Source organism: Actinoplanes sp. SE50/110, assembly GCF_900119315.1.
Classification (GTDB): Bacteria; Actinomycetota; Actinomycetes; order Mycobacteriales; family Micromonosporaceae; genus Actinoplanes.
Map to the genome: position 1 here is coordinate 9197540 of NZ_LT827010.1, position 26023 is coordinate 9223562.

A 26023-nucleotide genomic window follows, 5' to 3' on the forward strand; every position below is an offset into this window, starting at 1 on the left:
CTACCGTTCGCGGGGGCGCGGCCGGGCTGTCCGGGAAATCTCCCGGGCGACCGTGCCACGAGCGGGCGTTCGTCTGAAATGACCGATTGCGGCGCTGGCTGCCCGAGTCGGTCCTGAACATGTCCACGTTACTGGCATCGATCCGGTTCACCGCCGGCCCTCCCCGACGTGTGACACCGAACCTGTTTTCCACTGCATGGGCGGCTCGTCCGCATCGAGCGCGTCCCTACCCAGGACGTAGCGCTCGATCAGGTGGTTCCACGAGCAGGAGCGGCAGACCTCCACCACGAACACCTGGCACTCACGCAGCGTCATCGCAAGGACCGGCAACTCGGCGGCTTTGTGCGCCTGGCCGGCCGACTGCTTGAGCTCGTCGCCATAGACGTAGTGCACCAGCGTCAGGTTCTCCCGGCGGCAGATCGGACACCGCTCATCGGTCGGCTCGCCGTGGAACGTCGCAGCGTTCTTCAGGTACGGCGAGGCGTCGCAGACCTCGAGGGGACTGATCCGGCCATTGCGCACGTCACGCAGGACAGCTCGCCTCTGAAGCGAGTAGTCCACCACCTGTCGCTGCGTGCGCATGGCGAAGAGAGTACGCGGTCCCCGCTCGCACGGCGACCGTCATCACTGAGCGTGGCGTGGCGACAGCGCAGGGATGGCCGAGTTGCGCCTCACCGGATCCCGATCTACGGTGACGATGTATCGGGCCGATACATCGGGGCACACACTGGAGGAGGGTCGAGGTGCTGGAGTTGGCGATCCTCGGGCTTCTGCAGGAAGCCCCGATGCACGGTTACGAGCTCCGCAAGGAGCTGGCCACCAAACTCGGCACGCTGCGCGCCGCGATCAGCTACGGGACGCTGTACCCGACGCTGAAGCGGTTGAAGCTGGCCGGCTGGATCAGCGAAGCCGTGGCGAACAACAACGAAATTGTTCCCCCGATGACCAGCAAACGGGGCCGGGTTGTCTACAAGATCACGGCGGACGGCAAGGAGCGCTTCTCCGAGCTGCTGGCCACCGCCGGACCGGAGACGTACGACGACGCCGGCTTCGGGGTGCACTTCGCCTTCTTCTCCCGCACCGACCGGGCTACCCGGTTGCGGATCCTGGAGGGCCGGCGGAGGCGTGTCGAGGAGCGCCGGGAGGGGCTGCGGGAGATTCTCGCCCGCGCCGCCGACCGCCTCGACGCGTACACGCTCGAGCTGCAGCGGCACGGACTGGACGCGTGTGAGCGCGAGGTCCGCTGGCTGGAGGAGCTGATCACCAACGAGCGCTCCGGCCGCACCCCGGCATTCCGCCAACGCGCCGGCCTGGCCGGCGCTTACCCCGACTCCGCCGCCCACCCGGCTGCGGAATCCCCCTCGGAACCACCGCGTCCGCACCTGGACCGGCCGTGATGAACAACAAGGAGGCAAACGCGATGGGCTCCGTCCGCGTCGCCATCGTCGGTGTGGGTAACTGCGCCTCGTCCCTCGTGCAGGGCGTGGAGTACTACAAGAACGCCGACCCCAACGACCGCGTCCCGGGTCTCATGCACGTGACCTTCGGCGACTATCACGTCTCCGACGTGAAGTTCGTCGCGGCGTTCGATGTGGACGCCAAGAAGGTCGGCATGGACCTGAGCGAGGCGATCGTCGCCAGCGAGAACAACACCATCAAGCTGACCGACGTGCCGCCGACCGGCGTCACCGTGCAGCGCGGCCCGACCTTCGACGGTCTGGGCACGTACTACCGCGAGATCATCGAGGAGTCGGAGGCCGAGCCGGTCGACGTCGTCCAGGTGCTCAGGGACGCCGAGGTCGACGTGCTGGTCTCCTACCTCCCGGTGGGCTCCGAGCAGGCCGACAAGTTCTACGCGCAGGCCGCGATCGACGCCGGTGTGGCGTTCGTGAACGCGCTGCCGGTCTTCATCGCCTCCGACCCGGAGTGGGCGCAGAAGTTCGCCGACGCCGGTGTGCCGATCGTCGGTGACGACATCAAGAGCCAGGTCGGCGCCACCATCGTGCACCGCGCGCTGGCGAAGCTGTTCGAGGACCGCGGCGTCGAGCTGCTGCGCACGTACCAGCTGAACTTCGGCGGCAACATGGACTTCATGAACATGCTGGAGCGCAACCGCCTGGTCTCGAAGAAGATCTCGAAGACCCAGTCGGTCACCTCCCAGATCCCGCACGAGATGATCAAGAGCGACGTGCACATCGGCCCGTCGGACCACGTGCCGTGGCTCGACGACCGCAAGTGGGCGTACATCCGGCTCGAGGGCCGCTCGTTCGGCGACACCCCGCTGAACGCCGAGCTCAAGCTCGAGGTGTGGGACTCGCCGAACTCGGCCGGTGTGATCATCGACGCGGTTCGCGCCGCGAAGATCGCCAAGGACCGCGGCATCGGTGGCCCGATCCTGTCGGCCTCGTCGTACTTCATGAAGTCCCCGCCGGTGCAGTACAGCGACCACGACGCGCACAACGCCGTCGAGGCGTTCATCAAGGGCGAGACCGAGCGCTGACCCGCTCTCCGACCCGACAGCGGAAGCCGGCCCGTCCCTGGGCCGGCTTTTTCTGTTCCCGGCATGATCCATCTAACCTGTCGCGGTGGCGAGTAACCCCCAGTCGACTTCTCCGCTCAAAGCGGTCCTCAGTTGCCTGACCGCGGTGGCGGTCTCGGCCGGTGCGCTCTACGCGTTCGGACCCTGGTCAGCCGACACTCCGGACCTGGCCAGCGCCGCCCGCCCGCTGGACCCGCCGGTGTCGGTGCCCGGCCGTACGGTGTCGGTGCTCGCCGCGGGGGACATCCTGGCCCATCCGGAACTGTGGGACCAGGCTCGCCGGGACGGCAACGGGACGATGGACTTCGCGCCGATGATGGCCTCGGCCAAGGAGACGGTCTCCGGGGCCGACCTGGCCCTGTGCCACATGGAGACCGCGGTGGCGCCACCCGGCGGGCCGTACATCGGCTTCCCGAAGTTCAGCGTCCCCCGGGAGGTCGTGCAGGGCATCAAGAGCCTCGGGTACGACGGCTGCTCCACCGCGTCGAACCACAGCATCGACCAGGGTTTCGAGGGCGTGCAGCGGACCCTGGACGCGCTGGACGCGGCGGGCCTGGGGCACACCGGCAGCTACCGGACCGCGGCCGACGCGGCGAAGCCGAAGATCTACACGGCCAAGGGCGTGAAGATCGCGCATCTGAGCTACACCAAGGACTTCAACGGGTTGAAGCCGCCGGCCGGCAAGGCATGGGTGGCCAACCAGATCAACGTCACGAAGATCCGTAAGGACGCCGCGGCGGCGCGCAAGGCCGGTGCACAGATCGTGATCGTCAGCATGCACTGGGGCACCGAGTACGAGCACGAGCCCGACGTGGACCAGCAGACCTGGGCCCGGGCCATCGCCCAGATCAAGGACGTGGACATCGTCTTCGGTCACCATGCCCACGTCGTACAGCCGGTCGAGAAGATCGGAAATACCTGGATCATCTATGGCATGGGCAACCAGATCGCCCGGCATGCCGAGCCGATCAACTCCAATCGAGACGGAGCGATGATGAAGGTCACATTCGGCCCATCCTCGGTTCCGGGCCGGTGGAAGGTGATGGCTCTGGAGGCGATTCCCACCTTTGTGGACCTCAATCCGAACATCCGGCTCGTCGACCTGCCGCGCGAACTGGCGAAACCCGATCTTTCGGCCCCGCAGCGGAAGATCTACGAGGCGGCCGTCGATCGCATCGACGGTAATCTCCTGACCCATGGGGCCAGTGCCGCAGGGCTGATCGTCCACGGAACCGGTAAATCCTCCTGAGCCCCGGGAAAGCCGAAGGTTGCTAGCATCTGGCGGCTCGTCAGGGCGAGCGCCAGGTCAGCGGGGATGGTAGGGATTCGTGTCAAGCCGGTCGGCTCAAACCGTTACGTCCCGGGCGGCGGAGCTCGCTCAGGAGCAGGAAGAGCTGCTGGCCTGGCGGCGCCGCGCGCTCACTCAGCAACTGCCGGCGGCCGCCTTCCCGGCCGGCACCAGCGCGCCGTCTCTGGCGTACCTCTGGGCCAGCTTCTTCGTGGTGGTGGCCGCGGTGCTGGGGCTCACCGTCAACGCGCACACCGGCGCCCTGCCGGCGATCGCCGACTCGCAGCGGGACATCGCGATCAAGCTGGCCAACGGCTTCGAGGCGGAGATCCACCAGGAGACCACGGTGCTGGACCGGATCCTGCAGAGCCGTGGCAGCCTCTCGCAGGCCGATCTGCTGGTGCGCGCGATCGCCGACGGCAACCGGGTGACCGGCGCCGCCATTGTGGACATGACAACGCGTAAGTCGGTCGTCGCCAAGGGTGACGCCGTGCCGTTGGACGCACTGCCCAACCCGCTGCCGTCCGGCCATCCGGTCGCGGTGACCACCGCCGACGGGCCCATGCTGGTCTACAGCGCGGCTCTGGACGGAACGCAGTCGCTGCTGGCCGTCCAGCCGATCTTCATGCGCACGCTGCGCCTCAACCCGGACGCCAAGCACGGCATCCACCTGCTCACCGGGGACGGCAAGAGCAGCCTGCTGCAGGGCGCCCACGCGATCGACGTGGCGCACCAGGCGAAGGTGTTCGACGGCCTGTACGGGATCACCTCGTCCAAGGTCCGCGAGGTGATCGTCGACGAGTGGCCGGACACCCGGCTGATCGCCGCGGCGGCCCCGGTGGGTCGCACCGGGCTGGTCGTGGTCTCCCTGCTGACCGCCCCGGTCGCCAAGGGCACCACGGTGACCAAGGGCCTCCTGATCGGGGCGAGCCTGCTCGCCGTGGCCCTGCTCAGCTTCCTGATCATGCGCAAGTCGCTGGTCCGCCCGGTCCGCGAGCTGCTCAACCAGGCCAAGGAGGACGCCAGCGGGGCCACCACCAGGGAACGCCGGCCGCTCGGTGTCCGGGAGGCGCACCGGATCGCCAAGGCGCTCGCCACCACCGTCGGCGCCGAGTTCCCGGAGGGCCGCCGGTGGCGGCCGTCGGTGACCCAGGGGCTGGCGCTGGCCGCGGTGATCGCCCTGCTCTGGCCGGCCGCCGCGGTGGCGATGGTCTGGCGGTCCCCGGACCCGCAACTGCCGGCGCAGCTGGTGCGGGACGGCGAGACCCGGGCCGAGAGCGCCGGGTTCACCCTGGGCCACTTCCTCGACGACGGCCTGGCCACCGTCTCCCGCACCTCCCGGCTGGTGAAGACCGACGACCTGGCGGCGACCGGCCACACGTTGCAGCGCGCCCTCGCCGACGACGACCGGCTGCGCGCGCTGTACCTGGTGGACGAGAAGGGCGAGGTGCTCAGCAAGACCGGCCGGCAGCCGCTGCGCACCCCGGTGCCGGTCCCCGGCGAGGTGGGCATCCACCTCGACGACGCGATCGGCCGGCTGCCGGTGGTCTACGCCTACAACGAGCTGCCCAGCGGGTACGCGGTGATCGGCGAGTTCGACCCGGACCGTCTGCTCGGACAGATCGGCCGGGTCAAGGGCCGGGTCCGGGTGGTCGACTCGGAGCTGCGGACGCTGCTCGACTCCCGGGGTTACGTGGCCTACCAGCCGCTGACCGGCCGGCTGGCCCGGGAGGTCGCGGTGGAGGCGCTGCCCGGCGTGACCGTCGGCCGGGGCGCCGCCGCTGACGGTCACCCGGAGCTGGCCGCCGCGGTCGGCATGGTGGAACCGGCCAGCGTCGCCCACCTGGAGTGGGCCGTGGTGGTCGAGCAGGACGTGTCCGGCGTGCGGCTGCCGGAGATGGTCGAGCACCGCTGGCTGCTGCTGGTCGCCGCCGTGGTGGTGGGCATCGTGCTGGTCACCCACATGTGGCAGTTCTACATCTTCGTGGTGCCGCTGCGCCGCCTGGCATTCTTCGCCGACAAGATGAGCAGCGGCGACCTGGACCACCCGGTGCCGCCGCAGCGCCACGACGACATCGGCGCGGTCGCCATCTGCCTGGAGATCTGCCGTCAGGTGCGGCACACCGGCTCGGCCCGCTTCGGCGGCGCGCTCCGGTTGCGCGGCGAAGGCCCGGACCGCACCACCGTCCTGTCCCTCGCCGACCGCGCCGTCCGGTCCCACAGCCGCTCGTCGAAGGGCTGATCGTGCTGTATCTCTACGCTGTCTTCTCGGTCTGCTGCCTGGCGCTGCTGGCGGCCGGCGTGATCGAGCAACGCAACCACTACCGCAACCTCAAGCTGATGCCGAGCCGGGTGCTGGTCAACGGCATCCGCGGCAAGAGCTCGATCACCCGGCTCTGCGCCGGCGCGCTGCGCGGCGGCAACAAGGTGGTGGTGGCCAAGACGACCGGGACCGCGGCCCGCTTCATCTTCCCGGACGCCAGCGAGGAGCCGGTGCACCGCAAGTTCGGCATCGCCAACGTGGTGGAGCAGATCGGCATCGTCCGGCGGGCCGCCGTGTACCACCCGGACGCGCTGGTGATCGAGTGCATGGCGGTCATGCCGGCACTGCAGGAGATCAATCAGAGCAAGCTGATCCAGTCGAACATCGGGGTGCTCTGCAACGTGCGCGAGGACCACCTGGCCGAGATGGGCCCGACCCTGGACGACGTGGCCCGCTCACTGAGCCGCTCGATGCCCGAGGGCGGCGTCTGCATCACCGCCGAGAAGGACCGCCTGGCGATCCTGCAGGAGGAGGCGGACAAGCGGAAGTGCCGGCTGATCGCGGTCGACCCGGAGTCGGTGACGGACCGGGAGATGGCCGGTTTCGGCTGGATCACCTTCAAGGAGAACGTGGCGATCGCGCTGGCCGTCGCCGCGCAGCTCGGCGTCGACCGGCAGAGCGCGCTGGCCGGCATGTGGGCCGCACCGCCGGACCCGGGCGTGCTGTCGGTGGCCCGGGTGCTGTACCGGGACAAGCGGGTTCGGTTCGCCAACATCTTCGCGGCCAACGACCCCGAGTCGACGTTCATGAACATCGCGCAACTGGAGAAGCAGGGCCTGATCTCCCGGCCACTGACCATGGTGATCAACTGCCGGCCCGACCGGGTGGAGCGCAACGGGCAGATGGGCGCCCTGGCCGAGCGGGTGCAACCGCAGCACATCGTGCTGATCGGTGAGATGACCCGCAGCGCCAAGGTCGCCGTCCCGGCCGGCCTGCAGGACCGGGTGACCGATCTGGGCAAGATGCCCGGCGACCGGATGCTCGCCGAGCTGATGGCGGTGGTCGGCCCCGACGCGTCGATCGTCGCGGTCGGCAACATCCACGGCCAGGGCGAGGTGCTGCTGCACGAGCTGGCGGCGCTGCCCAGCTGGGAGCCGCAGGGCAGCGGCCGCTCCGACTCGATGCTGCGGGTCTCCACCACGCCCGGCTTCGACGTGCTCGCCGAGACAGTTTTTCTGGAAAGGACCCACCGGTGACCTTCGGGGGAGAACTCAGTGCCCAGCTTTCCACCGCCTGCCTCGGCATCGGTCTGGTCTTCGCGCTGCTCTGCTACCTGACCACCAACCTCTCCCCGGGCGGAATGATCACCCCCGGGTGGATCGCGCTGGCCCTGATCGAGGACAAGATGCACGCCGCGGTGATCGTCGGGATGACCGTGGTCACCTACACGCTCACCAAGGTCCTGCAGCGCATGGTGATCCTCTACGGCAAGCGGCTGTTCGCGGCGATCGTGCTGCTCAGCGTCTTCCTGCAGCTCACCCTCTTCGTGCTGGTCCAGCAGGACCTGCCACTGCTGTTCGCCCACCAGACCCTGGGCTTCGTCGCCCCGGGCCTGATCACCTATCAGCTGGTCCGGCAGCCGCCCAAGGCGACACTGCTGGCCACCGGCCTGGTCACCGCCATGACCTACGGCGTCGCGTTCAGCGGCATCGTGGCCGGTCTCGTGCCGACGACCTGACGGGAACGAGATGAATTACCAGACCTATACGCGCAGCCAGGCCACCCTGGTCACGCTGGCCATCCTGCTGGTGCTGGTCGGGGGTGGCTCCGTCGCGTACGCGGCGGCCCGCTCGACGATGCCCGAGGCGGTCGAGATCAGTCTCGGCTCCGAGGACCAGGGCTCGGTCGCGGCCGGACTCGGCTACCGGGTGCGGCGGGGCGTGGATCCGGCCCGCACCGAATTCCTCGACGCCACCGGCAAGGTCATGGCGACCATGACCGACACCTCGCGGACCGTGCACCTGAACGGGCCGGAGCGCACCTTCGCCGAGGCCCGGTTCACCAAGGCCAAGCTGGTCACCGAGTACTGGGTGCGGCTCGCCCCGAAACCCTGGCACAAGGGCGCCGAGACCGAGAAGTGGTTCGTCGACTGGTTCACCAAGGCGCGCACCGACCGGTCACCGGACGTGCTGGCGCTCGCCTTCGAGTACACGTACACCGCGAAGCCGAAGAAGGACGCCACCGGCCGGCAGTACTCCGGGGACGCGGCGTTCGGCCCGCTGTCCGACATCGACCCGGACGGGCGCGCGGAGAACTCCGACTTCTACGACTACCTGGGCGTCCCGTGGACCTTCCCGGACAAGAAGGAGAAGCCGTCGGCGAGCCACATCCGCAGCCTGGACTGCTCCGGCTTCCTGCGGATGGTCTACGGTTACCGGCTCGGCTACCCGCTGCGCGGCACCAACAACCCCGGTCCGGGTCTGCCGCGTCAGGCCGCCGGGCTGGCCGCGGTCGGGCCGGGCACGCTGCTGATGCCGAACACCGGCAAGCGGGCGGTGAACCTGGACCGGCTGCTCCCCGGTGACATGGTGTTCTTCAACGCCGGTCCGATCAAGGGCACGCACATCGAGCACTCCGGGATGTTCCTGGGTGTCGACGACCGCGGGCACTACCGCTTCATCTCCAGCCGCACCAAGGCGAACGGCCCGACCATGGGCGACGCGGGCGGCGAGTCCATCCTGGACGGCACCGGTCACTGGGCCGAACTCTGGCGCACCGCCCGGCGCATCTGACGCCCGGCCGCCCGGGTCAGCCTTCGTTGATCCGGGCGGCCAGGTCCGGAACCAGCCGGTCCCAGGAGCCCGGGTCGCGCCGGATCGAGTAGCTCATCTCCACGTGCACGAACTGGTCGCCCTCCAGCGAGGCCACCCTGCCCTGCGCGTTGGTCTTGCCCTCCAGTTCACCGCACCTGCGTTTCCAGGCCCGGCAGATGTCGACGCCGGCGTCGGCCAGAGCGTCGGCCACCTCGCGCGCCAGCGGGCCGACTCGGGCCTTTCCGGTCGACACCACGGCCTCGGAGTCGGGCAGGTTCTTGTCGGCGTAGCCGTGCAGCTGCAACTGCTCCAGCCCCTTGCCCGCCAGCTCGGTGGCGAACAGGTGGAACAGCGACTTGTCGTTGTGGGCCACGTCGCCCAGGCCGCCGGCCGCCTGCCGGTGCGCCCCGGCCACCAGCAGCACGCTGCTGTCCACCTCGCGGTGCAGGGCCAGCCCCAGCTTCTCGGTGTTGAGGTCGAAGCCGGTGTGCGGCACCTCCAGCACGATGCCGGGTTTCCTGGTGGTGTCGATCAGCACCGCGCCCCAGGTGCGCTTGTCGGTGCCGGTCGCGATGTACATGTCGAAGGCGCGGCCGGTCGCCGGGTCCGTCCCGCGGTGCACGACGAAGCCGAGATCGCTGAACAGCCTGTCCCGGTTGCCGTTCGCGTCCTGATCGGCGATCGCCCGGGCCGCCTGGCGGATCGTGGTGCGCTCGTCCGCCTTCGGATCCCGATACGGGTTCGACGGGGAGATCCCCCTGGTCAGCTCGGCGATCAGCTGTGCCGGATCCTGCTGCACCGCCGCCGGTGGCTTGCCCTTGGCGCCGTCGCATCCGGCGACGGCCACCACCATCATCGCCACCGTCAGGGCCCCCGCAACGGATCTATGCACCCGAGCAGGTTATCCGAGGCAAGATCAAAACATTTGCTTGCCTGTACGTCGTCAGCAAGCCACCACCCCGCTCCCTCAGCTCCAGGCGCGCGTCAGCGCCACCCGCGCCTCCAGCTCCAGCAGCCGGCGTTTTCGCTCCAGCCCGCCCCCGAAGCCGACCATCCTGCCGCCGGCGCCGACCACCCGATGGCACGGCACGATCACCGGCACCGGGTTGTGGTTGCAGGCCGTGCCCACCGCGCGCGCCGCACCGGGGTCGCCCAGGGCGGTGGCGATCGCGCCGTACGTCATCATTTCGCCGTAGGGGATTTTCGCGATCTCGGTCCAGACGGCGCGCTCGAAATCGGATCCGCCGCGCATCCGCACCGGCACGGTGAAGGCGGTCGACTCGCCCGCGAAATAGGCGGTCAGCTGGGCCGCAGCCGGATGCTCGGCGGCCGGCCCGGGCGCCGCGCCGAAGCGCACCCCGACCACGACATCGCCCTCGACGGCGACGCCGAGCGGCCCGATCGGTGACTCGACGACGAACATGCCCCCAGTCTGCCTCGCCGGTACGACAGATTCGAGGTCACGACAACTGGTAGACGGTGTATCCGTCCGCTTCGTAGACCGCCCGGTATCCCTGCATCGCCGAGGCGTCGTGCAGCGCGTTGTAGACGGCGTCCCGGCCCCGCGCCCCGGATCCGCGCATCAGCACGACCTCGGCACCCACCGACCGCGGCGACGTCAGCGCCTCCCGCCAGACATTGCGCCGCCCCACCTTCGTACCGTCGTAGATGACCCGGTCCAGCACCGGGAACGCCGCCCGCTCGTTCCCGACCAGGTCCAGCATGATCGGCCCGCTGGTGTGCCCAGCCAGGAAGGCGGCCACCCGCACCTGGTCCTGTTGCGACGACAGGTCGTCGGTCACCTCCCGCACGCTGACCAGCGCGTCCTGCCGGAAGGTGACCGTGGTCAGCCCACCGAGCGCCGCGATCACCAGGATCGACGCCGCCAGCGCCGTCCGCCCCGGCAGCCGGGCGATCAGATATCCGGCCAGCACCGCCGCCGGCAGCGCCGCGATCAAGCCGAACCGCGCGTTGAGCACGTATTCGTTGACCGGCGGCATGCCGATCGGGGCCTGCCCGCGATAGATCGTGTAGAGGAAGAACGGCATCACCGAGCCGAGCGCGAAGACCGGCAGCGATCGCGCCGACAGCCGTTCGCCGAGCAGGAAGGCGACGAGTCCGGCCACCGCGAGGCCCAACACGACGAATCCGTGGTCGGCGACCAGCGCCCCCGCGTACGCGTGCAGGGTCCTGCCCAGATCCCCGGTCTCCACGTCGGTGGTGCGTCGCGACATCTGGTCGGCGCTGGAGTTCGGTCCGGTCAGGAAGTTCAGCGGCGAGCCGGCGATCATCCAGTTGTAGAGCATCCAACCGGCGGCCGAGGTGAACAGCCCGAAGGCGGCGAACATGCCGGTCAGGCCCCGGGTATCGGGCCAGGAGTGGCCGAGACGGCGGGCGATCACCGGCACCGCGAGGGTGAACACCCCGGCCAGGAACCATCCCTCGTACCGGCAGAGCATGGCCAGCATGCTGGCCATCGCCGCGTGCAGCAGGTAGGTCGGCTGCCGGCTGTCCGCCCAGCGCATCAGCCCGTATGTCGCGGCCAGCGCGAACGCGTAGAACGGCAGCTCGTCCATCGAGGTCGACTGGTGGTGCAGCACGTTGGCGCCGAGCATGAAGACGGCCGCGCCGGCGACCGCCGGTGCCGCCCGCCCGGGGCTGTACACCCGCACCATCCGGTAGATCAGCACCGATGAGGCGACGTACGCGGTCATCGACACGATGGAGCCGGCCAGCCCGGTGGTGTACAGCCAGGTGTTCCAGGCGAACAGCGCCTGCAGCAGGTGGGGCAGGGGCAGCCAGATCGCCCCGAGCTGGGCGATGCCGGTGGTCCGCCCGACCAGCAGGCGCCGGCTGATCTCCAGGTGCGAGTACGTGTCGTGGTATCCCAGGATTCGCCCGGCGCGGTAGAAGTACACGCACGCGGCGACGGCCAGCACGGTCGCGGCCAGCCCGACGCCGATCATCGCCGGGTCGGCGCGCCGGCGGGTCCGGCGGTCCTCGACGCGCCGCAGCCGCTGCACGTTGCGGATCCGGATCTCCTGGGTCAGCGACAGGTGCCGCTCGGTGGTGCTCACCGGCCCGGCCATCCGGACGCGAAGCACTCCTTGATCGCCTGATCGCCACGGCCGATGAAGGAGCCGGCGTCGTACCCGGTGGCGTCGGCCGGGTTCGCCCAGGGTCCAGAAGTAGATTCCGGCCATCCCCAGCGACCGGGCGGCCGCACAGGCGCCGGCGAACCAGTTCGCCTGGATCTGCGGCACCAGCTTCTGGCCCGGCTCGGGCCAGGCGTTCGACTTGGCGTACGCGCCGGGCGTGGCGGTGATCCCGACCTCCTGGATCACGGTCTCGCCGAGCCGGCCGTCCCGCCGGGTCCGCAGCCAGTTCGTCCAGGCGTCGGTGAGCTGGGCGACGCTGGCCGTGTCCGGAAGATCGAAGCGGGGGTACGCGTCGACGCCAGGGTCCGCTCCGGGCACCCCGCCCCGGCCGGCGATCCAGGCACCCCAGTTGTCGGCGTACATCAGCCGTCCGCGGAACAGGGTGCCGGCGGCCGCCATCGCGGTCCGCCACTGCGCCGGGTGGGTGGTCATCGAGTCCAGTTCGGATCCCATGACGAAGCCGTCCGCATGTGCGGTCTGTGCCGCGGTCAGGTACGGGGCCAACACGGTCGAATACGACTTGAACCAATTGTCGGGATCGGACGGTTTGATGGAGCCGCGCCACACCTTGGCGGGACGCAGGTTGACCTCGTCGAACAGCGGCCGGACCAGGACCCGCAGGCCACGCTCGCGCGCCGCCGCGGTCAGCGCCGCGATGTCCGCCGGAGTCGGCGTATTGCCCGGTTTGATGTAGACACGGGTCGGCTTCGGGCCGTCGGTGTAGATCGGAAAGGTCAGCCCGACGCTGTTCGCGCCGAGCCCGGCCACGTAGTCGAGCAGCCGGCCGGCGTTCTCCCGCAGCTGCTCCGGCTTGACGTCGTGCCAGAAGATCTGCACACCCAGCTGCGCCGGAGTCCGCACCGCCGGGGAGACCGACGCCGCCGGCGCCGCCGCCGTGGTGACGGGAGGCGCCGCGGGGATGCTCGGCGCGAGCCGCCCGCAGGCCGCCAGCTGCGTCGCCCCGAGAACGAGAGCGATCATCCGCGTACGGGCTCTCACGACGCGCCCTGCAGCACGAGCACCAGGTCGTCGTCGGTCTCGGCATGCCCGTGCGGCGTCTTGTGCCAGCCCCGCTTGCCGGTGACCATCTCGAACACCGCCACGTAGGTCGAGAAGCTCATCCACAGCCACATCACCTGGGCCATGAACATGTACTTGAGCAGCCCGAAGCGCCCCCTGGTGCGGGACGCCTCGGCCAGCGTCGTCTGGACCAGCTCCAACATGATCCCGAAGTTGCCGACCACCAGCAGCCCGGTCGCGGTGTAGTAGACCGGCGCCGGGAACAGGTCGACGATCACCTCGGAGCCGCTCGCGAACCACACCCCGGCCAGCGCCAGGAACAGCGGGTTGAGCAGGAAGGTGAGCGGCGTGCCGTAGGTCATCAGCAGGAACGCCAGCCACCGGTGCACGCCCATCCGGGCCGCCGCGCGCCACGGCCGGCGGCTGTGCACCAGCGCGGTCTGCAGATAGCCGCCCTTCCAGCGGCGCTGCTGCTTGTCCACCACCCGACTGGAGACCGGGGCCTCCTCCAGGGTCACCGACGCCATCAGGTCGACCCGGTATCCGGCGGTGGCCAGGCGGGCGCCCAGGTCGGCGTCCTCGGTCAGGTTGTGCGGATCCCAGATCAGGCCGCCCGGCAGGGCCACCTCGAGCAGCGCGTTGACCTTGAAATGGTTGGACGTGCCGCCCAGTGGCACGGGCAGGCCGAGCCGGGCGAGGCCGGGCAGGAAGTGCCGGAAATGCACTTTGTAACCGACCCAGTACAGAGCGGAGACCCAGTTCGTGTCGTCGTTCCAGAAGACCAATTCGGCCTGCAGACACACAACGTCACGACGGGCTAGACGGAATGTCGCGACGGCCAGCCGCAATTGCTCCGGATCGGGCCGGTCCTCGGCGTCATAGATGGTGACGTAGCGGCAACCGTCCGCAACCAGAATGGGGAATGCCACGTTCATCGCATTCGGCTTGGTCTTCGGGCCGCCCGGCGGAACGACCACCACCACAACGTGGCCGAGCGGGCCCTCGGCGGCCGTGCCGTCGCCGTGCACGCGCAGCCCGATCGCGGCCGCGGCGGCCAGCGTCTTCTCGTCGTCGTGCTCGATCAGCAGATAGACGTGCAGCCGGTCGCGCGGATAGTCCAGCTGACTGACCCGGGCCACCAGACGGCGCAGCATGTTCGCCTCGCGGTGCACCGGCAGCAGCACGCCGTAGTGCGGCAGCTGGCGGGTCGACGAGGACAGGACCTCGGTGAGCAGCATCCGGTGCCCGCGCCCGGCTGTCGTGACCAGCACCTTGAACAGGGCGAAGAGCAGATAGAACAGCACGCAGGCGCCGACCGTCACGGCCGCGGTGACCCGGGGGGCGACGACCAGGCCGGCGGTCAGCACGGCCAGGGCCGCACCGGCGAGCGCCTTCTGCCCGGTGCTCAGCAGTCTCGCGGCGGTGCTTACCGTTTCTTCCGCCACGCCGCTCGACCCCCCTCTTCCCCCGCGCCGCGAAATAGCAGGTGACGCGGGCAGGAGTGCAGGTTAGGGAGGCTCAGAACGGCATTGCATCAACCTTTCAGACACATCGAATATGAGCCGATTAAGGGGTAATTATTGCTATTCCTGCCCGGCTACCCGACGGCATTTGCTCCGTTGCTGGACGGCTGCCCGGTTGGTCACTGGCTGTGATCTGAAACTCATGCAAGGTTTTCGCGGGCGTCGGCGTCTATTCGGGGGGGAGGTGACCGGTGAAACAAGCGCTCGAAGCTGAGTTCACCGCGTTCGTGGCGGATCGGGGGCAGGCCCTGCTCCGGATCGCGCACGCCATGACGGGGGATCGGCAGGCCGCGGAGGACCTGGTGCAGGGCGCGCTCGCCAAGGCATACGCACGGTGGCCGCGGATTCACGGGGAGGCCGAGGCGTACGTACGCAGAATCATCTACAACGACCGGATCTCCACCTGGCGCCGGGCCGGCAACCGCAACGAGGTGACCGTCGCCGAGGTGCCGGACCGGCCGCAGGCCGGACGGCACGAGCAGGAGGTGACCTCGCGCCTGGCACTGCGCGCCGCGCTGCTTTCACTGCCCGTCCGGCAACGCGCCGTGCTGGTGATGCGTTACCTGGAGGACCGCACCGTCGAGGAGACGGCCGAGGTGCTCGGCTGCCGGCCCGGGACGGTGGCCAGTCAGGCGTCCCGCGCGCTGGCCAAGCTGCGCGACGTGTTCGGCGTCGACGACTGGACGGAGGCCACCCGATGAGGAACCTGGATCGTGACCTGCGCGTCACCGTCGCCGACCTGGCCGCCGGAGCGCCACCGCTGAACGACCTCGCCATGGTCGCCCGGATCCGCGGCCGCCGGATCCGCCGCCGCCGGCAGACCGCGCTCGGCGCGGCCGTGCTGGTGCTGGCCGGCCTGGCGATCACGCCGTTCGCCGTCTTCCGGCGGCACGCCGAGCCGGCCCCGCCGGCCGTCGTGCCGAGTGTGACACCGAGCAGCACACCGCCGCCGGTCGCGGCGATCCGCACCGACTGGTGGAAGGCGCCGATCACGTTGCCCGGCGGCGTGGTGATCACCTCGGTGAGCCGGCGTGGCTCGTTCAACAGCCTGGACAGCATCCCCGCGTCGGCGGGCCGGACGGTGCACGAGGGGAACGTGGCGCTGGACCGGGCCACCGGCCGTTACCGCGTCTACCCCATCGACTATCAGGAGTTCGTCGCGGCGCCGACCGGTCGATACGTGCGGGTCGACGGGACCGTTGGCGGAGTCGGCATCCTGAACGTGCAGACCGGCGGCGTCCGGCAGCTTCACCACGGCACTGGCAGTGGCGCCATGCAGTGGTCCGCCGACGGCCAGCGGATGCTGCTGTCGCTCAATGCCGGCGGCATCCGGACCATCGACGCGAAGACCGGCCAGGAGACCGATGTGACCATCCCGGACACCGGCTGCCCGGACTACTGCTTCTACACCTGGCTGCCGGGGGAGAAGGAGGTCGCCATCGGGCAGGTGGATCCGGCCGTCCCGCAGTCCGAGGACCGGCCCGACACGGTCGGGAGCGTCAAGGTCTACTCGGCGTCGACCGGTCAGCTGTCGCGCACGCTGCCGGTCCACGGCGTCCCGGCCGGCTCGGCGGCCTGGTCGGCGGACGGCCGATACGTCGTCGTGCTGCCCGACGCCAGCCAGCCGGACGGCCTGCGGGTGATCGAGACGGCGACCGGCCGGGTGGTCGGCACCATCCCCGGTTTCCGGTTCGACTACCCGGCGGTCAGCGATCAGATCCGATTCATCGGCAACGACCGGATCCTGACCGCCGAGGGGCTGGACCTGAACTATTACGACCTGACCGGCAAGAAGCTGGCCGGCATGCGACTGCCCGACGACTTCGCCGACCGCGACGTCGCCTTCGGCGTCGAGTAGGTCAGGAGATGTGGCCCCGCTCGCGGGCCCATCGGAAGAGCTCCGCCTCGGCCTCGTCGCGATCCAGCGGCCCCCGGTCCAGGCGGAGCTCCTTCAGGTGGCGCCAGGCCTGGCCGACGATCGGGCCCGGCGGCACACCGAGCAGCTCCATGATCGCGTTTCCGTCCAGGTCGGGGCGGACCTTGGCCAGGTCCTCCTCGGCCTCGATCCGGGCGATCCGCTCCTCCAGCGCGTCGTAGTCGGCGGCCAGCTGGGCCGCCTTGCGCCGGTTGCGGGTGGTCACGTCGGATCGGGTCAGCTTGTGCAGGCGGGACAGCAGCGGGCCGGCGTCGGTGACGTAGCGGCGCACCGCCGAATCGGTCCACTCGCCCCGGCCGTACCCGTAGAACCGCAGGTGCAGGGCGACCAGCCCGACCACCTCGGAGGTGACGTCCTTGGGGTACTTCAGGGCCTTCATCCGCTGCTTGGTGAGCCGCGCGCCGACCACCTCGTGGTGGTGGAAGCTGACCCGGCCGTCCCGGCCCACCGCCTTGGTGGCCGGCTTGCCGACGTCGTGCATCAGCGCGGCCATCCGCAGCGCGAAGTCGGGCGCGGTGTCGCCCTCCAGCCGCATCGCGTTCATCACCACGATCAGCGTGTGCTCGTAGACGTCCTTGTGCTGGGCGTGCTCGTCGATCTCCAGCTTCAGCCCGGAGATCTCCGGCAGGAAGCGGTCGGCCAGCCCGGTGTCGACCAGCAGACGCAGGCCGGCGATCGGGTCGGTGCCGCACATCAGCTTGGTGAACTCGTCCCGGATCCGCTCGGCGGTGATCCGGTCCAGGTCGGCCGCCATGTCGCGCATCGCGGCGATCACCGGCTCGGCGACGGTGAACTGCAGTTTGGCCGCGAAGCGGGCGGCCCGCAGCATCCGCAGCGGGTCGTCGCCGAAGGACTGCTCCGGCGCGGCCGGCGTCCGGATCACCCGGGACGCCAGGTCGGCCAGCCCGCCGAACGGGTCGGTGAAATCATGGCCGGGCACCGACACGGCCATCGCGTTGATCGTGAAGTCACGGCGGGAGAGATCGTCGAGCAGCGAGGTGCCGTAGGACACCACCGGGTTGCGGGTGACCCCGTCGTACGCCTCGGCGCGGAACGTGGTGATCTCGATCCGCAGGCCGTTCTTCTGGATGCCGATCGTGCCGAACTCGCGGCCGGTCTCCCAGATCGCGTCGGCCCAGCTCTTCACCACGGCCAGGGTCTGCTCGGGGTGCGCGTCGGTGCAGAAGTCGAGGTCATCCCCGAGACGGCCGAGCAGCGCGTCCCGTACCGAGCCACCCACCAGGTGCAACTCGTGGCCGGCGGCGCCGAAGCGGCGCCCCAGCTCGTCGGCGACGGGTGAGACGCGGAGCAACTCGGCGACCGCGTTCTGCTGGGCTTCGTTCAACACAGACGCATTGTTCAACACAGACATGGGATTACCAGGGTATCGGGCTTGGTGACCGCCAGTGCCGCCGGGCACGATGGGGCCCGTGCCCGTTTCTGAGGCGTTGAGCCGGCTGAGCCTCGACCCGCTGTTCTGGACCGGTGAACTCACCGAACCCGAGTTCCTCCGGGTGTCGCTGCCGGTGCTCGACGGTTACGCGTTCGTCCTGGAGATCGAGCTGCCCGGCGACGAGCGGGCCCTCGGCCTGCGCCGGCCGGCCGCCAGCGATCCGGTCCACCTCGGCTCGGCGCCCGGCGGCGGCCCGTTCCCGGCCGCGCTGCGCTGGCCCGAGCTGGAGGTGTGCGCCCGGGTGATCGCGCTGGCCGACCCGACGTTGCCGCATCCCGGGCTGGTGGTCGCGCTGCTCGGACCGTTCGCCCCGGCCGCCGCGCCGGACGAGGGGCCGCTGATCGCGGCGATGCGCGAGACCGCGTACCGGTCGCTGCGCCGGGCGGTGCCACCGCCGCCGCCGTCCGGTCCGGAGCAGGCGCCGCTGCCGCTGTTCACCGACGACCGCTGGTGGCCGGCGCCGCCCGTGCCGTCACCGCAGGTGCTGGACGAGGCCGCCATCGCGGCCCTGAGCGGCCCGGGGGAGATCGGTGACCAGGTCCGCGCGGACCGACGGTTCCCGCATGAGGATCTGACGGACCTGATCCGCCGTGCCACCACACACCTGGCCCACCTCCCCTTGCAACCCTGGTACGCCGCCGTGAGCCCGCTGGCCCGCCGCATGGTGCACGCCGGGCACCTGGACGCGGTGCCCGATCTGCTGGCGGCGCTGACCGAGGCCGGTTGTGATCATCCGACGATCCTCGACGCGCTGAGTGAGCCCCTTGTCCCGCTGGAGGCATGCTGGGTGGTGGAGACCCTCGCCGGAGCTGAACCGGGCACCCTCCAGCAGCACCACGTGTGACCTTTTCTCTTATGGTGGCTTCCAACAATCTCGGTACGGCTCTGGAGGCATCAGTGAACGGCGGCCTGTACCGCGGCAGCGACACGGCCCGGGGCGACGACGGTCTCTACCGCAGCGCCCACTCCGCGGGCCTGCCCCCGTCCGCGGACGCCGTCCCGCCGAGCCCCGCGGGCTACAGCTCGATGCCGGCCGACGGCTCGGTCGCCGAGCCGGAGGTGCCCGAGGCGCCGGAGGCGGGTGGTGGTGGCCTGCTGCGCTCCAGCGCGATCATGGCGATCGGCACGCTGGCCTCCCGGGTCACCGGCTTCCTGCGCACCACGCTGCTGGTCGCGGCGCTGGGCAGCGCGGCCCTCGGGGACGCGTTCAACACCGCCAACACGATGCCCAACATCGTGTACGACATCCTGCTCGGCGGCGTGCTGACCGCGGCGCACGTGCCGCTGCTGATCCGCGCCCGCAACCGGTCCGCCGAGTACGGTGAGGAGTTCGAGCAGCGGCTGTTCACCATCCTGCTGGGCCTGCTCGCGCTGATCACCGCGGGCGCGATGATCGCCGCCCCGTGGCTGATCGACCTGTACGCGAGCAGGTTCCCGCCGGCCCAGCACCGGGTCGCGTCGATGTTCCTGCTCTTCTTCCTGCCGCAGATCTTCTTCTACGGGTTCAGCGCCGTGGCCGGCGCCTCGCTCAACTCCCGCGGCCGGTTCGCCGCCGCGATGTGGACCCCGGTGCTGAACAACGTCGTGGTGATCGGTGTGCTGGGCGCCTTCATGGCGGTGACGCACGGCAAGCTCACCCCGGACAACATCACCGACGGCCAGGTGACCTACCTCGGCATCGGGGTGACCGCCGGCGTGGCCGTGCAGGCCCTCGGCCTGATCCCGGCGATGCACCGGATGGGCTTCAACTGGCGGCTGCGCTTCGACTTCCGCCGCGCCGAGCTCACCCAGATCTGGGGGATGGCCAGCTGGACCCTGGTCTACGTGCTGGCCCAGCAGGTCGCGCTGCTGGTCTACACCAACCTGGCCAACGCGGCCGGCGCGCAGGGCGTCAAGGAGGGGATCAGGTACGGCGTCGGCCTCACCCCGTGGACCAACGCCTACATGTTCTTCCAGCTGCCGTACGCCGTGGTCGCCATCTCGATCATCACGGCGATCCTGCCGAAGATGACCCAGAGCGCCGCCGAGGGCCGCTTCGACCGGCTGGTCACCGAGCTGCGCGAGGGGCTCGGCCTGTCGCTCACCCTGATGCTGCCGGCGGTGGCCGTGCTCTTCGGCGCGGCCGGCGAGATCTGTCTGGTGGTCTTCGCGCACGGCAAGTCGTCGCCGGCCGACGCCGCGATGGTGGCCGGGGTGCTGCGGGTGTTCGCCGTGGCGCTCACCCCGTTCGCGGTCCTGCAGCTGCTGCAGCGCGGTTTCTACGCGCTCGGCGACACCCGGACCCCGGCGATGATCGCGCTGGGCTCGACCGGCGTCGGCGGCCTCACCGCCTTCCTGCTCTCCCGGGTCCTGCCGACCGCCGACGTCGTGCTGGGCATCGCCGGCGCGCAGGGGGTGGCGTGGGCCTGCGGCTGCGTGATCTCGGTCGTCGTGCTGCGCCGGCGACTCGGCCGGCTGGGCGGCGGGGCGCTGTTCCGGGTGATCTCCAAGGCCGGGCTGGCCAGCCTGGCCACCCTGCTCGTGGTGTTCCTGATCCACCACACGGTCACCCCGCACCTCCATGACAGTTTCCCGCTGACCGCGGTGGTGCTGGCCGTGGAGGGGGTGCTCGGCCTCGGCGCGTTCGTGATCGCCGCGACGCTGCTGCGGGTGCCGGAGGTCGGTCAGGTGATCGGCATGGTGCGCCGCAAGCTCGGCCGCTGATCCCACTCCCTTTTCTCCGCCGCACCGCCACGCACCGCCCGGAACAGCAGTGATTCCACCGAGCTGCCCGGAAAACCACCCGTTCGTACAAGGCCGCGCCAATGCCGCGCCGGGGGACGACCTGCCGGTCCATGGCCGAGTGCGGGTATGGTCGTTGTCGGCATGTGCTCGGGAGCACCCTTGCCCCGAGCACCGAGTCATGTACCACCTAGGGAGGACTGGTGACCCAGGTCGGCGAAGGCCACGAGACCGCGGCCGACGAGGCCGGACCGGTCTTGACCTTCGGTGAGCCCGCCGTCGGGGAGATCCTGGCCGAGCGCTATCAGCTGGAGCAGCACGTCAACAACGACAGCGCCGGCCGGCAGGTCTGGCGCGGGATCGACGTGGTGCTGCGCCGGCCGGTCGCAGTCGTGCTCCGGCACCCGGGCGGCGACTCGGCCACCGAGATGCTGCAGGCCGCGGTTGCGGCCAGCCGGGTGATCCACCCCAATCTGGTCGGCGTCTACGACGCCATCGACGAGCAACAGCGGGCGTACGTGGTGCGCGAGTGGGTCGACGGCGAGTCGCTGCGCGATCTGATCGCCTCCGAGGGCCCGCTCGACCCGGCCCGGGCGATCGCGATCGCCCACTCGGTCTCCGACGCGCTCGCCGCGGTGCACGCCACCGGCATGATCCACGGCAATGTGCACCCGGGCACCACACTGATCGGCGACGACGGCCGGGTCGTGCTGGCCGACGCCCGCGCCGACGCCGCGGACAGCTCGGAGGCCGACGTCCGGGCGGTCGGCGGCCTGCTCTACTTCGCGCTCACCGGACGCTGGCCGCACGCCGAGGTCGGCCGGTCCGCGCTGCCCGACGCCACCCGGGACGGCTCCGGCGCGCCGGCCGCCCCGCGGCAGGCCCGGGCCGGCGTCCCGGCCTACCTCGACGACCTCACCATGGACCTGCTGGACGGCCGGATCGCCGCCCCGCCGGCCGAGGCGCTCACCGCCGAGCTCGGCCGGCTCGACGCCGCCGCCGAGGACGAGGACTTCGAGGACGTCGGGCCGCTGCGCTTCGTGCAGGGCGGTGGCACACCCACCGAGCCGGCCCGGAGCACCCGCAAGATCCTGGTCGGGGTCGGCGCGCTGGTGATCATCGCGATCGTCGGCCTGGTCTTCGGCATCCGCGCGATCAACAAGTCGAGCCATCCCGAGGCGTCGCCGTCGTCGCCGGTCCAGGCCGGTGCGGGCGCCCAGCCCAGCAGCGCCGGCACGGCCAGCGGCGCGCCGCTGGGCCAGCCGAAGAAGATCCCGCTGACCGCCGACATGGTCCGCATCGTCGACCCGCCGCAGGGCGAGCGGAAGGACTCCGGCGAGTCCGACGCCGTGGTCGACGGCAACCCGGACACCGCCTGGAAGCTTTCGTACTACCTGCAGCCCAACTTCGGTGGCCGCAAGCCCGGCATGGGCGTGCTGATCCACCTGAAGGAGCCGCGGGCGCTGTCCGAGGTGCGGGTCTCGCTCTCCGCCCCCGGCGCGGTCCTCGACCTGCGGGTCGGTGACAAGGACCCGGGCGACAACAGCGCCGGCGACGACACCATCGTCAAGACGTACAAGAAGCTCAGTGACGCGGACAGCACCGACGTAAGCACCGGCGACCAGCCGATCCTGAACGGTTTCGACCCGGACAAGAAATATCAGTACGTGCTGGTCTTCCTCACCAAGCTGCCGCGCAACGAGGACACCCCGGGCTACCAGGTCAACGTCAACGAGATTGAGTTGTACGGGTACTGAGCCGCTGAACAGCGCTGAGTGAGGGGCGGTTTCCTGCCGGGGAGCCGCCCCTCACGCGTTCCCTCGCGCCCGGTCCCGGCTCCCGCTCACGAGTGCCGTGAGCGTTTCCGGCGGGCGGATGCCGGAACGTGACGTGGGGGAACGCCGGGGGCCGGCCCGATGGCATAGATTGCTGGCGTGACACTCCGGGACGTACCGCCCGGCGGCCTCGGCGCGGGCGATCCCGTGCCGAGTGACGCCGAGCTGGTCCGTGCCCACGTGGCCGGCGATCGGGAGGCGTTCGCCGAGCTGGTCCGCCGGCACCGGGACCGGCTCTGGGCGGTCGCCCTGCGCACCACCGGCGACCGGGAGGAGGCCGCCGACGCGGTGCAGGACGCGCTGCTGTCGGCGCACCGCGCGGCCGCCGGATTCCGCGGCGACTCGGCGGTCACCACCTGGCTGCACCGCATCGTGGTGAACGCCTGCCTCGACCGGATCCGCCGCCGCCAGGCCCACCCGACCGTCCCGCTGCCCGACCACCACTCCGGCGACGACCGCCGGTCCGCCCCGGAACCCGTCGCGCCCACCCCCGACCAGGACACCGTGCTGCTGGTCCGGGAGGCGCTGGCCGCCCTGCCGGTCGAGCAGCGGGCCGCGATCGTGCTGGTCGACGTGCAGGGTTACGGGGTGGCCGAGGCAGCCGCCATGCTGGGCATCGCCGAGGGCACCGTGAAGAGCCGCTGCGCCCGCGGGCGCGCCCGGATGGCGCTCGCCCTCCGCGACTTGCGGGAGGCTCACAGTGAGCCGGGGCACGATGGGAACCGGACCGGCGCCGCCGGCGTCCCATCCAGGTCGGGCGGCGCGACGCCGCAGCCGGCCGGGCGTGAGGGGAGGGACCAGCGGTGACCGGGGCGGACTTCCACGGGGTCGACATCGACCTGCTCGCCGACTTCGTCGGCGGCGCCCTGGACGGCACCCCGGACGCCGACCGGGTCGCCGCGCTGCTCGCCGCCGACCCCGCCTGGCAGGAGGCGTATGAGCTGCTCGCCCCGGAGATGGCCACCGTCGGCGCGCTGCTGACCGGCCTGCCGGCCGAGCCGATGCCGGTGGACGTCGTCGCCCGCCTGGACGCGGCCCTCGCGGAGGCCACCGTCGGCACCGGCTTCAACCTGACCGATACCACCGGTTCGGCGAACGCCACGCCGGTCGATCACGCCACCACCGCGGATTCCACGCCCGCGGACTTCACCACCACGGAGTCCGCCACTGTCGAGGGCACCGTCGCGGATCGCAGCACCACCACGGACTCCGCCATCGCCGACCGCATCACCGCGGATCGCCGCACATCCGTGGACTCCACCACCACGGACCGCGCCGGCGAAGCGGATGCCACGACGGCCTCTTCCCCCACACCTGTCTCCGGGGCGCCTCGCGTCGAAGGCTCCGGCGAGGCGGGCGGGGCCACCGACGTACACAAGTCTGTTGTTGATCTTGATGAGCGGCGGCGGCGCGGGGCGAAACGGTGGTTGCGGATCGCCGCGCCGATCGGTGTCGCGGCGGGGGCGGTCGCCTTCTTCGGGTACACGGCCGGGCAGCAGCATTCCGAGTCGGACAGCGCGGCATCGAAGGCGGCCGCCGGGGCCGCTGATGCGATGTCGCCGGAGGGGGCGCCGGCCGTGCTCACCTCCGGGCTGGACTATTCGCTGGCCACGCTGGGACAGCTGCCGAAGCGGGCGATCGAGCCCGTGGAGCCGCACAGCGACTCGGGCCTCGCTTCCGGCCTGCCCGGTGGCGGCGCGATCGGCGCCTCGGCCGGTCCCTCGGACAGGGCCTCGACCGACGCCGCGGCGAACGGCCCGGCCGCCGGTGACCGGTGGCTGGGCGAGCTGGCCCGGCTGCGCGCCCCGCAGGCGTTGCAGGACTGCCTGGACGCGATCGCCCGGGAGAACGGTGGCGGTTGGCTGACCGCCGAATCGCTGGATTATGCCCGGTTCAACGGCAAATCGGCGCTGGTGGTGCGGTTCAGCGCGGCCAACGGCCAGTGGGCGTGGGCGAGTGGCGTCAACTGCGGATTGCCCGGTGGCGGCGCGGACACGCTCGGTTCGGTCCCGGTACGCTGAACGGCACCCCCGGCGTGAGGTCGGACACGAGCGGGACCGGGGGGAATGGTGAATGCCTAGCATGGCGTTCTATCGGCGTGGACACAAACCTTGAGGAGTCGGCAGTGGACGAGGTCCGCAATCTGATCATCATCGGTTCGGGGCCGTCCGGCTACACGGCGGCGCTCTACGCCGCCCGTGCCGAGCTCAAGCCCCTGGTGATCGAGGGCGTGCAGTCCGGCGGTGCGCTGATGACGACCACCGAGGTGGAGAATTTCCCCGGTCACCGTGACGGGATCATGGGCCCCGAGCTCATGGACAACATGCGGGCCCAGGCGGAGAAGTTCGGTGCCGAGTTCATCACCGACGACGTCAGCCGGGTAGAGCTGTCCGACAAGCCGACCGAGGCCGGCACCGAGGGCCTCAAGACCGTCTGGGTCGGCGACCAGCAGTACTTCGCCCGCGCCGTCATCCTGGCGACCGGGTCCGCGTGGCGCCCGATCGGCGTGCCGGGGGAGCAGGAACTGCTCGGCCACGGGGTGTCCGCGTGTGCCACCTGTGACGGCTTCTTCTTCCGCAACCAGCACATCGTGGTGGTCGGCGGCGGTGACTCGGCGATGGAGGAGGCGACCTTCCTCACCCGGTTCGCTGAGACGGTGACCATCGTGCACCGCCGGGACAGCTTCCGGGCCAGCAAGGTCATGCAGAAGCGCGCCCTCGACAACGAGAAGATCAAGGTCGAGTGGAACTCGGTGGTCGAGGAGATCCTGGGCGCGGACGGCAAGGTCGTCGGTGTCCGCCTGCGCAACGTCCAGACGAACGAGACCAAGGTGCTGGACGTGACCGGCGTGTTCGTCGCGATCGGCCACGACCCGCGCAGCGAGCTGTTCAAGGGCCAGGTCGAGCTGGACGACGAGGGCTATGTGAAGGTGCAGTCGCCCAGCACCCGGACCAACATCCCCGGCGTGTTCGCCGCGGGTGACCTGGTCGACCACACGTACCGGCAGGCCATCACCGCCTCCGGCACCGGTTGTGCCGCGGCGCTGGACGCCGAGCGCTTCATCGCTTCATTCGTCGAGCTGTAAGACCGGGAGGGTCCTCGTGAAGGTCGTCACCGACAAGTCGTTCGCCACCGACGTGCTGGCGTCCGACAAGCCAGTGCTGGTGGATTTCTGGGCTGAGTGGTGCGTGCCCTGCAAGAAGGTCGACCCGCTGCTGGCCGAGATCGCCGAGTCCGAGCTGGGTTCGCAGGTGGAGATCGTCAAGGTCAACATCGACGAGAACCCGCAGACGGCGCTCGCCTACCAGGTGATGTCGGTGCCGACGCTGGCCATCTTCAAGGACGGCGAGCGGGTGAACCTGGTGACCGGTGCCAAGCCGAAGAGCTTCCTGGTCAACTTCATCGAGTCGGCGCTCTGATCCTCCGCTTCCGGCTTTCCCACTTTTCGGTGCCCCGCGTCCGCGCTTGGACGCG

The 26023-nt window shown here is 70.4% G+C and carries 22 protein-coding genes; 16 read left to right on the forward strand and 6 right to left on the reverse strand.

The genetic code is table 11. The features are described 5' to 3' along the window. Positions 1-147: 147 nt before the first annotated feature. Positions 148-582, reverse strand: a complete 435-nt coding sequence (locus ACSP50_RS41230) for a DUF5318 domain-containing protein (RefSeq protein ID WP_014695279.1) — start codon at positions 580-582, stop codon at positions 148-150. Positions 583-743: 161 nt separating this feature from the next. Between ACSP50_RS41230 and ACSP50_RS41235 the strand changes: the two genes are divergently transcribed. The 7 genes from ACSP50_RS41235 to ACSP50_RS41265 all read left to right on the forward strand — a co-directional run bounded on the left by ACSP50_RS41235 (position 744) and on the right by ACSP50_RS41265 (position 8882). Beyond that, on the forward strand, positions 744-1397 hold the full coding sequence (locus tag ACSP50_RS41235) for a PadR family transcriptional regulator (protein ID WP_014695280.1): 654 nt from the start codon (positions 744-746) through the stop codon (positions 1395-1397). Positions 1398-1420: 23 nt separating this feature from the next. Next, positions 1421-2500 carry an inositol-3-phosphate synthase gene (locus ACSP50_RS41240; protein ID WP_043513219.1) on the forward strand — a complete coding sequence of 360 codons (1080 nt, stop codon included), beginning with the start codon at positions 1421-1423 and terminating at the stop codon, positions 2498-2500. Positions 2501-2585: 85 nt separating this feature from the next. Further along, positions 2586-3788, forward strand: coding sequence for a CapA family protein (locus tag ACSP50_RS41245; protein WP_014695282.1), 1203 nt, complete (start codon positions 2586-2588; stop codon positions 3786-3788). A 79-nt stretch (positions 3789-3867) separates the two neighbouring features. Next, the gene (locus ACSP50_RS41250; RefSeq protein ID WP_014695283.1) at positions 3868-6069 is read left to right on the forward strand and encodes a HAMP domain-containing protein; all 2202 of its coding nucleotides are present in this window, start codon (positions 3868-3870) and stop codon (positions 6067-6069) included. 2 nt (positions 6070-6071) lie between these two features. Further along, positions 6072-7346 carry a poly-gamma-glutamate synthase PgsB gene (gene pgsB, locus ACSP50_RS41255; RefSeq protein ID WP_014695284.1) on the forward strand — a complete coding sequence of 425 codons (1275 nt, stop codon included), beginning with the start codon at positions 6072-6074 and terminating at the stop codon, positions 7344-7346. Beyond that, positions 7343-7828: a poly-gamma-glutamate biosynthesis protein PgsC/CapC gene (locus ACSP50_RS41260; RefSeq protein ID WP_014695285.1), complete on the forward strand. Its 486-nt coding sequence runs from the start codon at positions 7343-7345 to the stop codon at positions 7826-7828. Before pgsB ends, ACSP50_RS41260 begins: the two co-directional genes overlap by 4 nt. Positions 7829-7838: 10 nt before the next feature. Then, positions 7839-8882, forward strand: coding sequence for an NlpC/P60 family protein (locus ACSP50_RS41265; RefSeq protein WP_014695286.1), 1044 nt, complete (start codon positions 7839-7841; stop codon positions 8880-8882). 16 nt (positions 8883-8898) lie between these two features. On the opposite strand, the gene ACSP50_RS41270 is transcribed toward ACSP50_RS41265, so the two are convergent. The 4 genes from ACSP50_RS41270 to ACSP50_RS41285 all read right to left on the reverse strand — a co-directional run bounded on the left by ACSP50_RS41270 (position 8899) and on the right by ACSP50_RS41285 (position 14526). Further along, entirely contained in the window at positions 8899-9795 is an 897-nt protein-coding gene (locus tag ACSP50_RS41270) for a hypothetical protein (protein ID WP_231956823.1), read from the reverse strand. Between the two features lie 75 nt (positions 9796-9870). After that, complete coding sequence (locus tag ACSP50_RS41275; RefSeq protein WP_014695288.1) at positions 9871-10326, reverse strand: methylated-DNA--[protein]-cysteine S-methyltransferase; 456 nt, start codon at positions 10324-10326, stop codon at positions 9871-9873. 37 nt (positions 10327-10363) lie between these two features. Continuing rightward, positions 10364-13042 carry a glycosyltransferase family 39 protein gene (locus ACSP50_RS41280; RefSeq protein WP_014695289.1) on the reverse strand — a complete coding sequence of 893 codons (2679 nt, stop codon included), beginning with the start codon at positions 13040-13042 and terminating at the stop codon, positions 10364-10366. 14 nt (positions 13043-13056) lie between these two features. Next, positions 13057-14526 (reverse strand): glycosyltransferase family 2 protein, encoded by a 1470-nt coding sequence (locus ACSP50_RS41285; RefSeq protein ID WP_014695290.1) that lies wholly within the window; start codon positions 14524-14526, stop codon positions 13057-13059. Between the two features lie 269 nt (positions 14527-14795). Between ACSP50_RS41285 and ACSP50_RS41290 the strand changes: the two genes are divergently transcribed. Both ACSP50_RS41290 and ACSP50_RS41295 read left to right on the forward strand, forming a co-directional pair. Next, positions 14796-15305, forward strand: coding sequence for a SigE family RNA polymerase sigma factor (locus ACSP50_RS41290; protein WP_014695291.1), 510 nt, complete (start codon positions 14796-14798; stop codon positions 15303-15305). Continuing rightward, the gene (locus ACSP50_RS41295) at positions 15302-16462 is read left to right on the forward strand and encodes a WD40 repeat domain-containing protein (RefSeq protein ID WP_014695292.1); all 1161 of its coding nucleotides are present in this window, start codon (positions 15302-15304) and stop codon (positions 16460-16462) included. Before ACSP50_RS41290 ends, ACSP50_RS41295 begins: the two co-directional genes overlap by 4 nt. 1 nt (position 16463) lies before the next feature. Here ACSP50_RS41295 and ACSP50_RS41300 read toward each other — a convergent pair whose 3' ends face one another. Next, positions 16464-17912 (reverse strand): CCA tRNA nucleotidyltransferase, encoded by a 1449-nt coding sequence (locus tag ACSP50_RS41300; RefSeq protein ID WP_014695293.1) that lies wholly within the window; start codon positions 17910-17912, stop codon positions 16464-16466. Positions 17913-17961: 49 nt separating this feature from the next. Between ACSP50_RS41300 and ACSP50_RS41305 the strand changes: the two genes are divergently transcribed. From ACSP50_RS41305 to trxA, 7 genes are all read left to right on the forward strand, one after another. Next, a complete protein-coding gene (locus ACSP50_RS41305; RefSeq protein WP_014695294.1) occupies positions 17962-18837 on the forward strand; it encodes a hypothetical protein in 876 nt (291 codons plus the stop codon). An 11-nt stretch (positions 18838-18848) separates the two neighbouring features. After that, a complete protein-coding gene (gene murJ / locus ACSP50_RS41310) occupies positions 18849-20696 on the forward strand; it encodes a murein biosynthesis integral membrane protein MurJ (RefSeq protein ID WP_197688111.1) in 1848 nt (615 codons plus the stop codon). A 221-nt stretch (positions 20697-20917) separates the two neighbouring features. Further along, complete coding sequence (locus ACSP50_RS41315; protein WP_014695296.1) at positions 20918-22471, forward strand: protein kinase family protein; 1554 nt, start codon at positions 20918-20920, stop codon at positions 22469-22471. 177 nt (positions 22472-22648) lie between these two features. Then, positions 22649-23356, forward strand: a complete 708-nt coding sequence (sigM, locus tag ACSP50_RS41320) for an RNA polymerase sigma factor SigM (RefSeq protein ID WP_052311851.1) — start codon at positions 22649-22651, stop codon at positions 23354-23356. After that, positions 23353-24570, forward strand: coding sequence for a hypothetical protein (locus tag ACSP50_RS41325; RefSeq protein ID WP_014695298.1), 1218 nt, complete (start codon positions 23353-23355; stop codon positions 24568-24570). The genes sigM and ACSP50_RS41325 overlap by 4 nt, the downstream gene beginning before the upstream one ends. Before the next feature lie 104 nt (positions 24571-24674). After that, the gene (trxB, locus tag ACSP50_RS41330; protein WP_014695299.1) at positions 24675-25634 is read left to right on the forward strand and encodes a thioredoxin-disulfide reductase; all 960 of its coding nucleotides are present in this window, start codon (positions 24675-24677) and stop codon (positions 25632-25634) included. A 16-nt stretch (positions 25635-25650) separates the two neighbouring features. After that, a complete protein-coding gene (trxA, locus tag ACSP50_RS41335; RefSeq protein ID WP_014695300.1) occupies positions 25651-25968 on the forward strand; it encodes a thioredoxin in 318 nt (105 codons plus the stop codon). Positions 25969-26023 lie beyond the last annotated feature (55 nt).

Coding starts and splice junctions, on each gene's coding strand:
- ACSP50_RS41230 (WP_014695279.1), bottom strand. CDS start 582: ATGCGCACGCAGCGACAGGTGGTGGACTACTCGCTTCAGAGGCGAGCT.
- ACSP50_RS41240 (WP_043513219.1), top strand. CDS start 1,421: ATGGGCTCCGTCCGCGTCGCCATCGTCGGTGTGGGTAACTGCGCCTCG.
- ACSP50_RS41265 (WP_014695286.1), top strand. CDS start 7,839: ATGAATTACCAGACCTATACGCGCAGCCAGGCCACCCTGGTCACGCTG.
- ACSP50_RS41275 (WP_014695288.1), bottom strand. CDS start 10,326: ATGTTCGTCGTCGAGTCACCGATCGGGCCGCTCGGCGTCGCCGTCGAG.
- ACSP50_RS41280 (WP_014695289.1), bottom strand. CDS start 13,042: ATGATCGCTCTCGTTCTCGGGGCGACGCAGCTGGCGGCCTGCGGGCGG.
- ACSP50_RS41295 (WP_014695292.1), top strand. CDS start 15,302: ATGAGGAACCTGGATCGTGACCTGCGCGTCACCGTCGCCGACCTGGCC.
- ACSP50_RS41300 (WP_014695293.1), bottom strand. CDS start 17,912: ATGTCTGTGTTGAACAATGCGTCTGTGTTGAACGAAGCCCAGCAGAAC.
- ACSP50_RS41305 (WP_014695294.1), top strand. CDS start 17,962: ATGGGGCCCGTGCCCGTTTCTGAGGCGTTGAGCCGGCTGAGCCTCGAC.
- murJ (WP_197688111.1), top strand. CDS start 18,849: ATGGTGGCTTCCAACAATCTCGGTACGGCTCTGGAGGCATCAGTGAAC.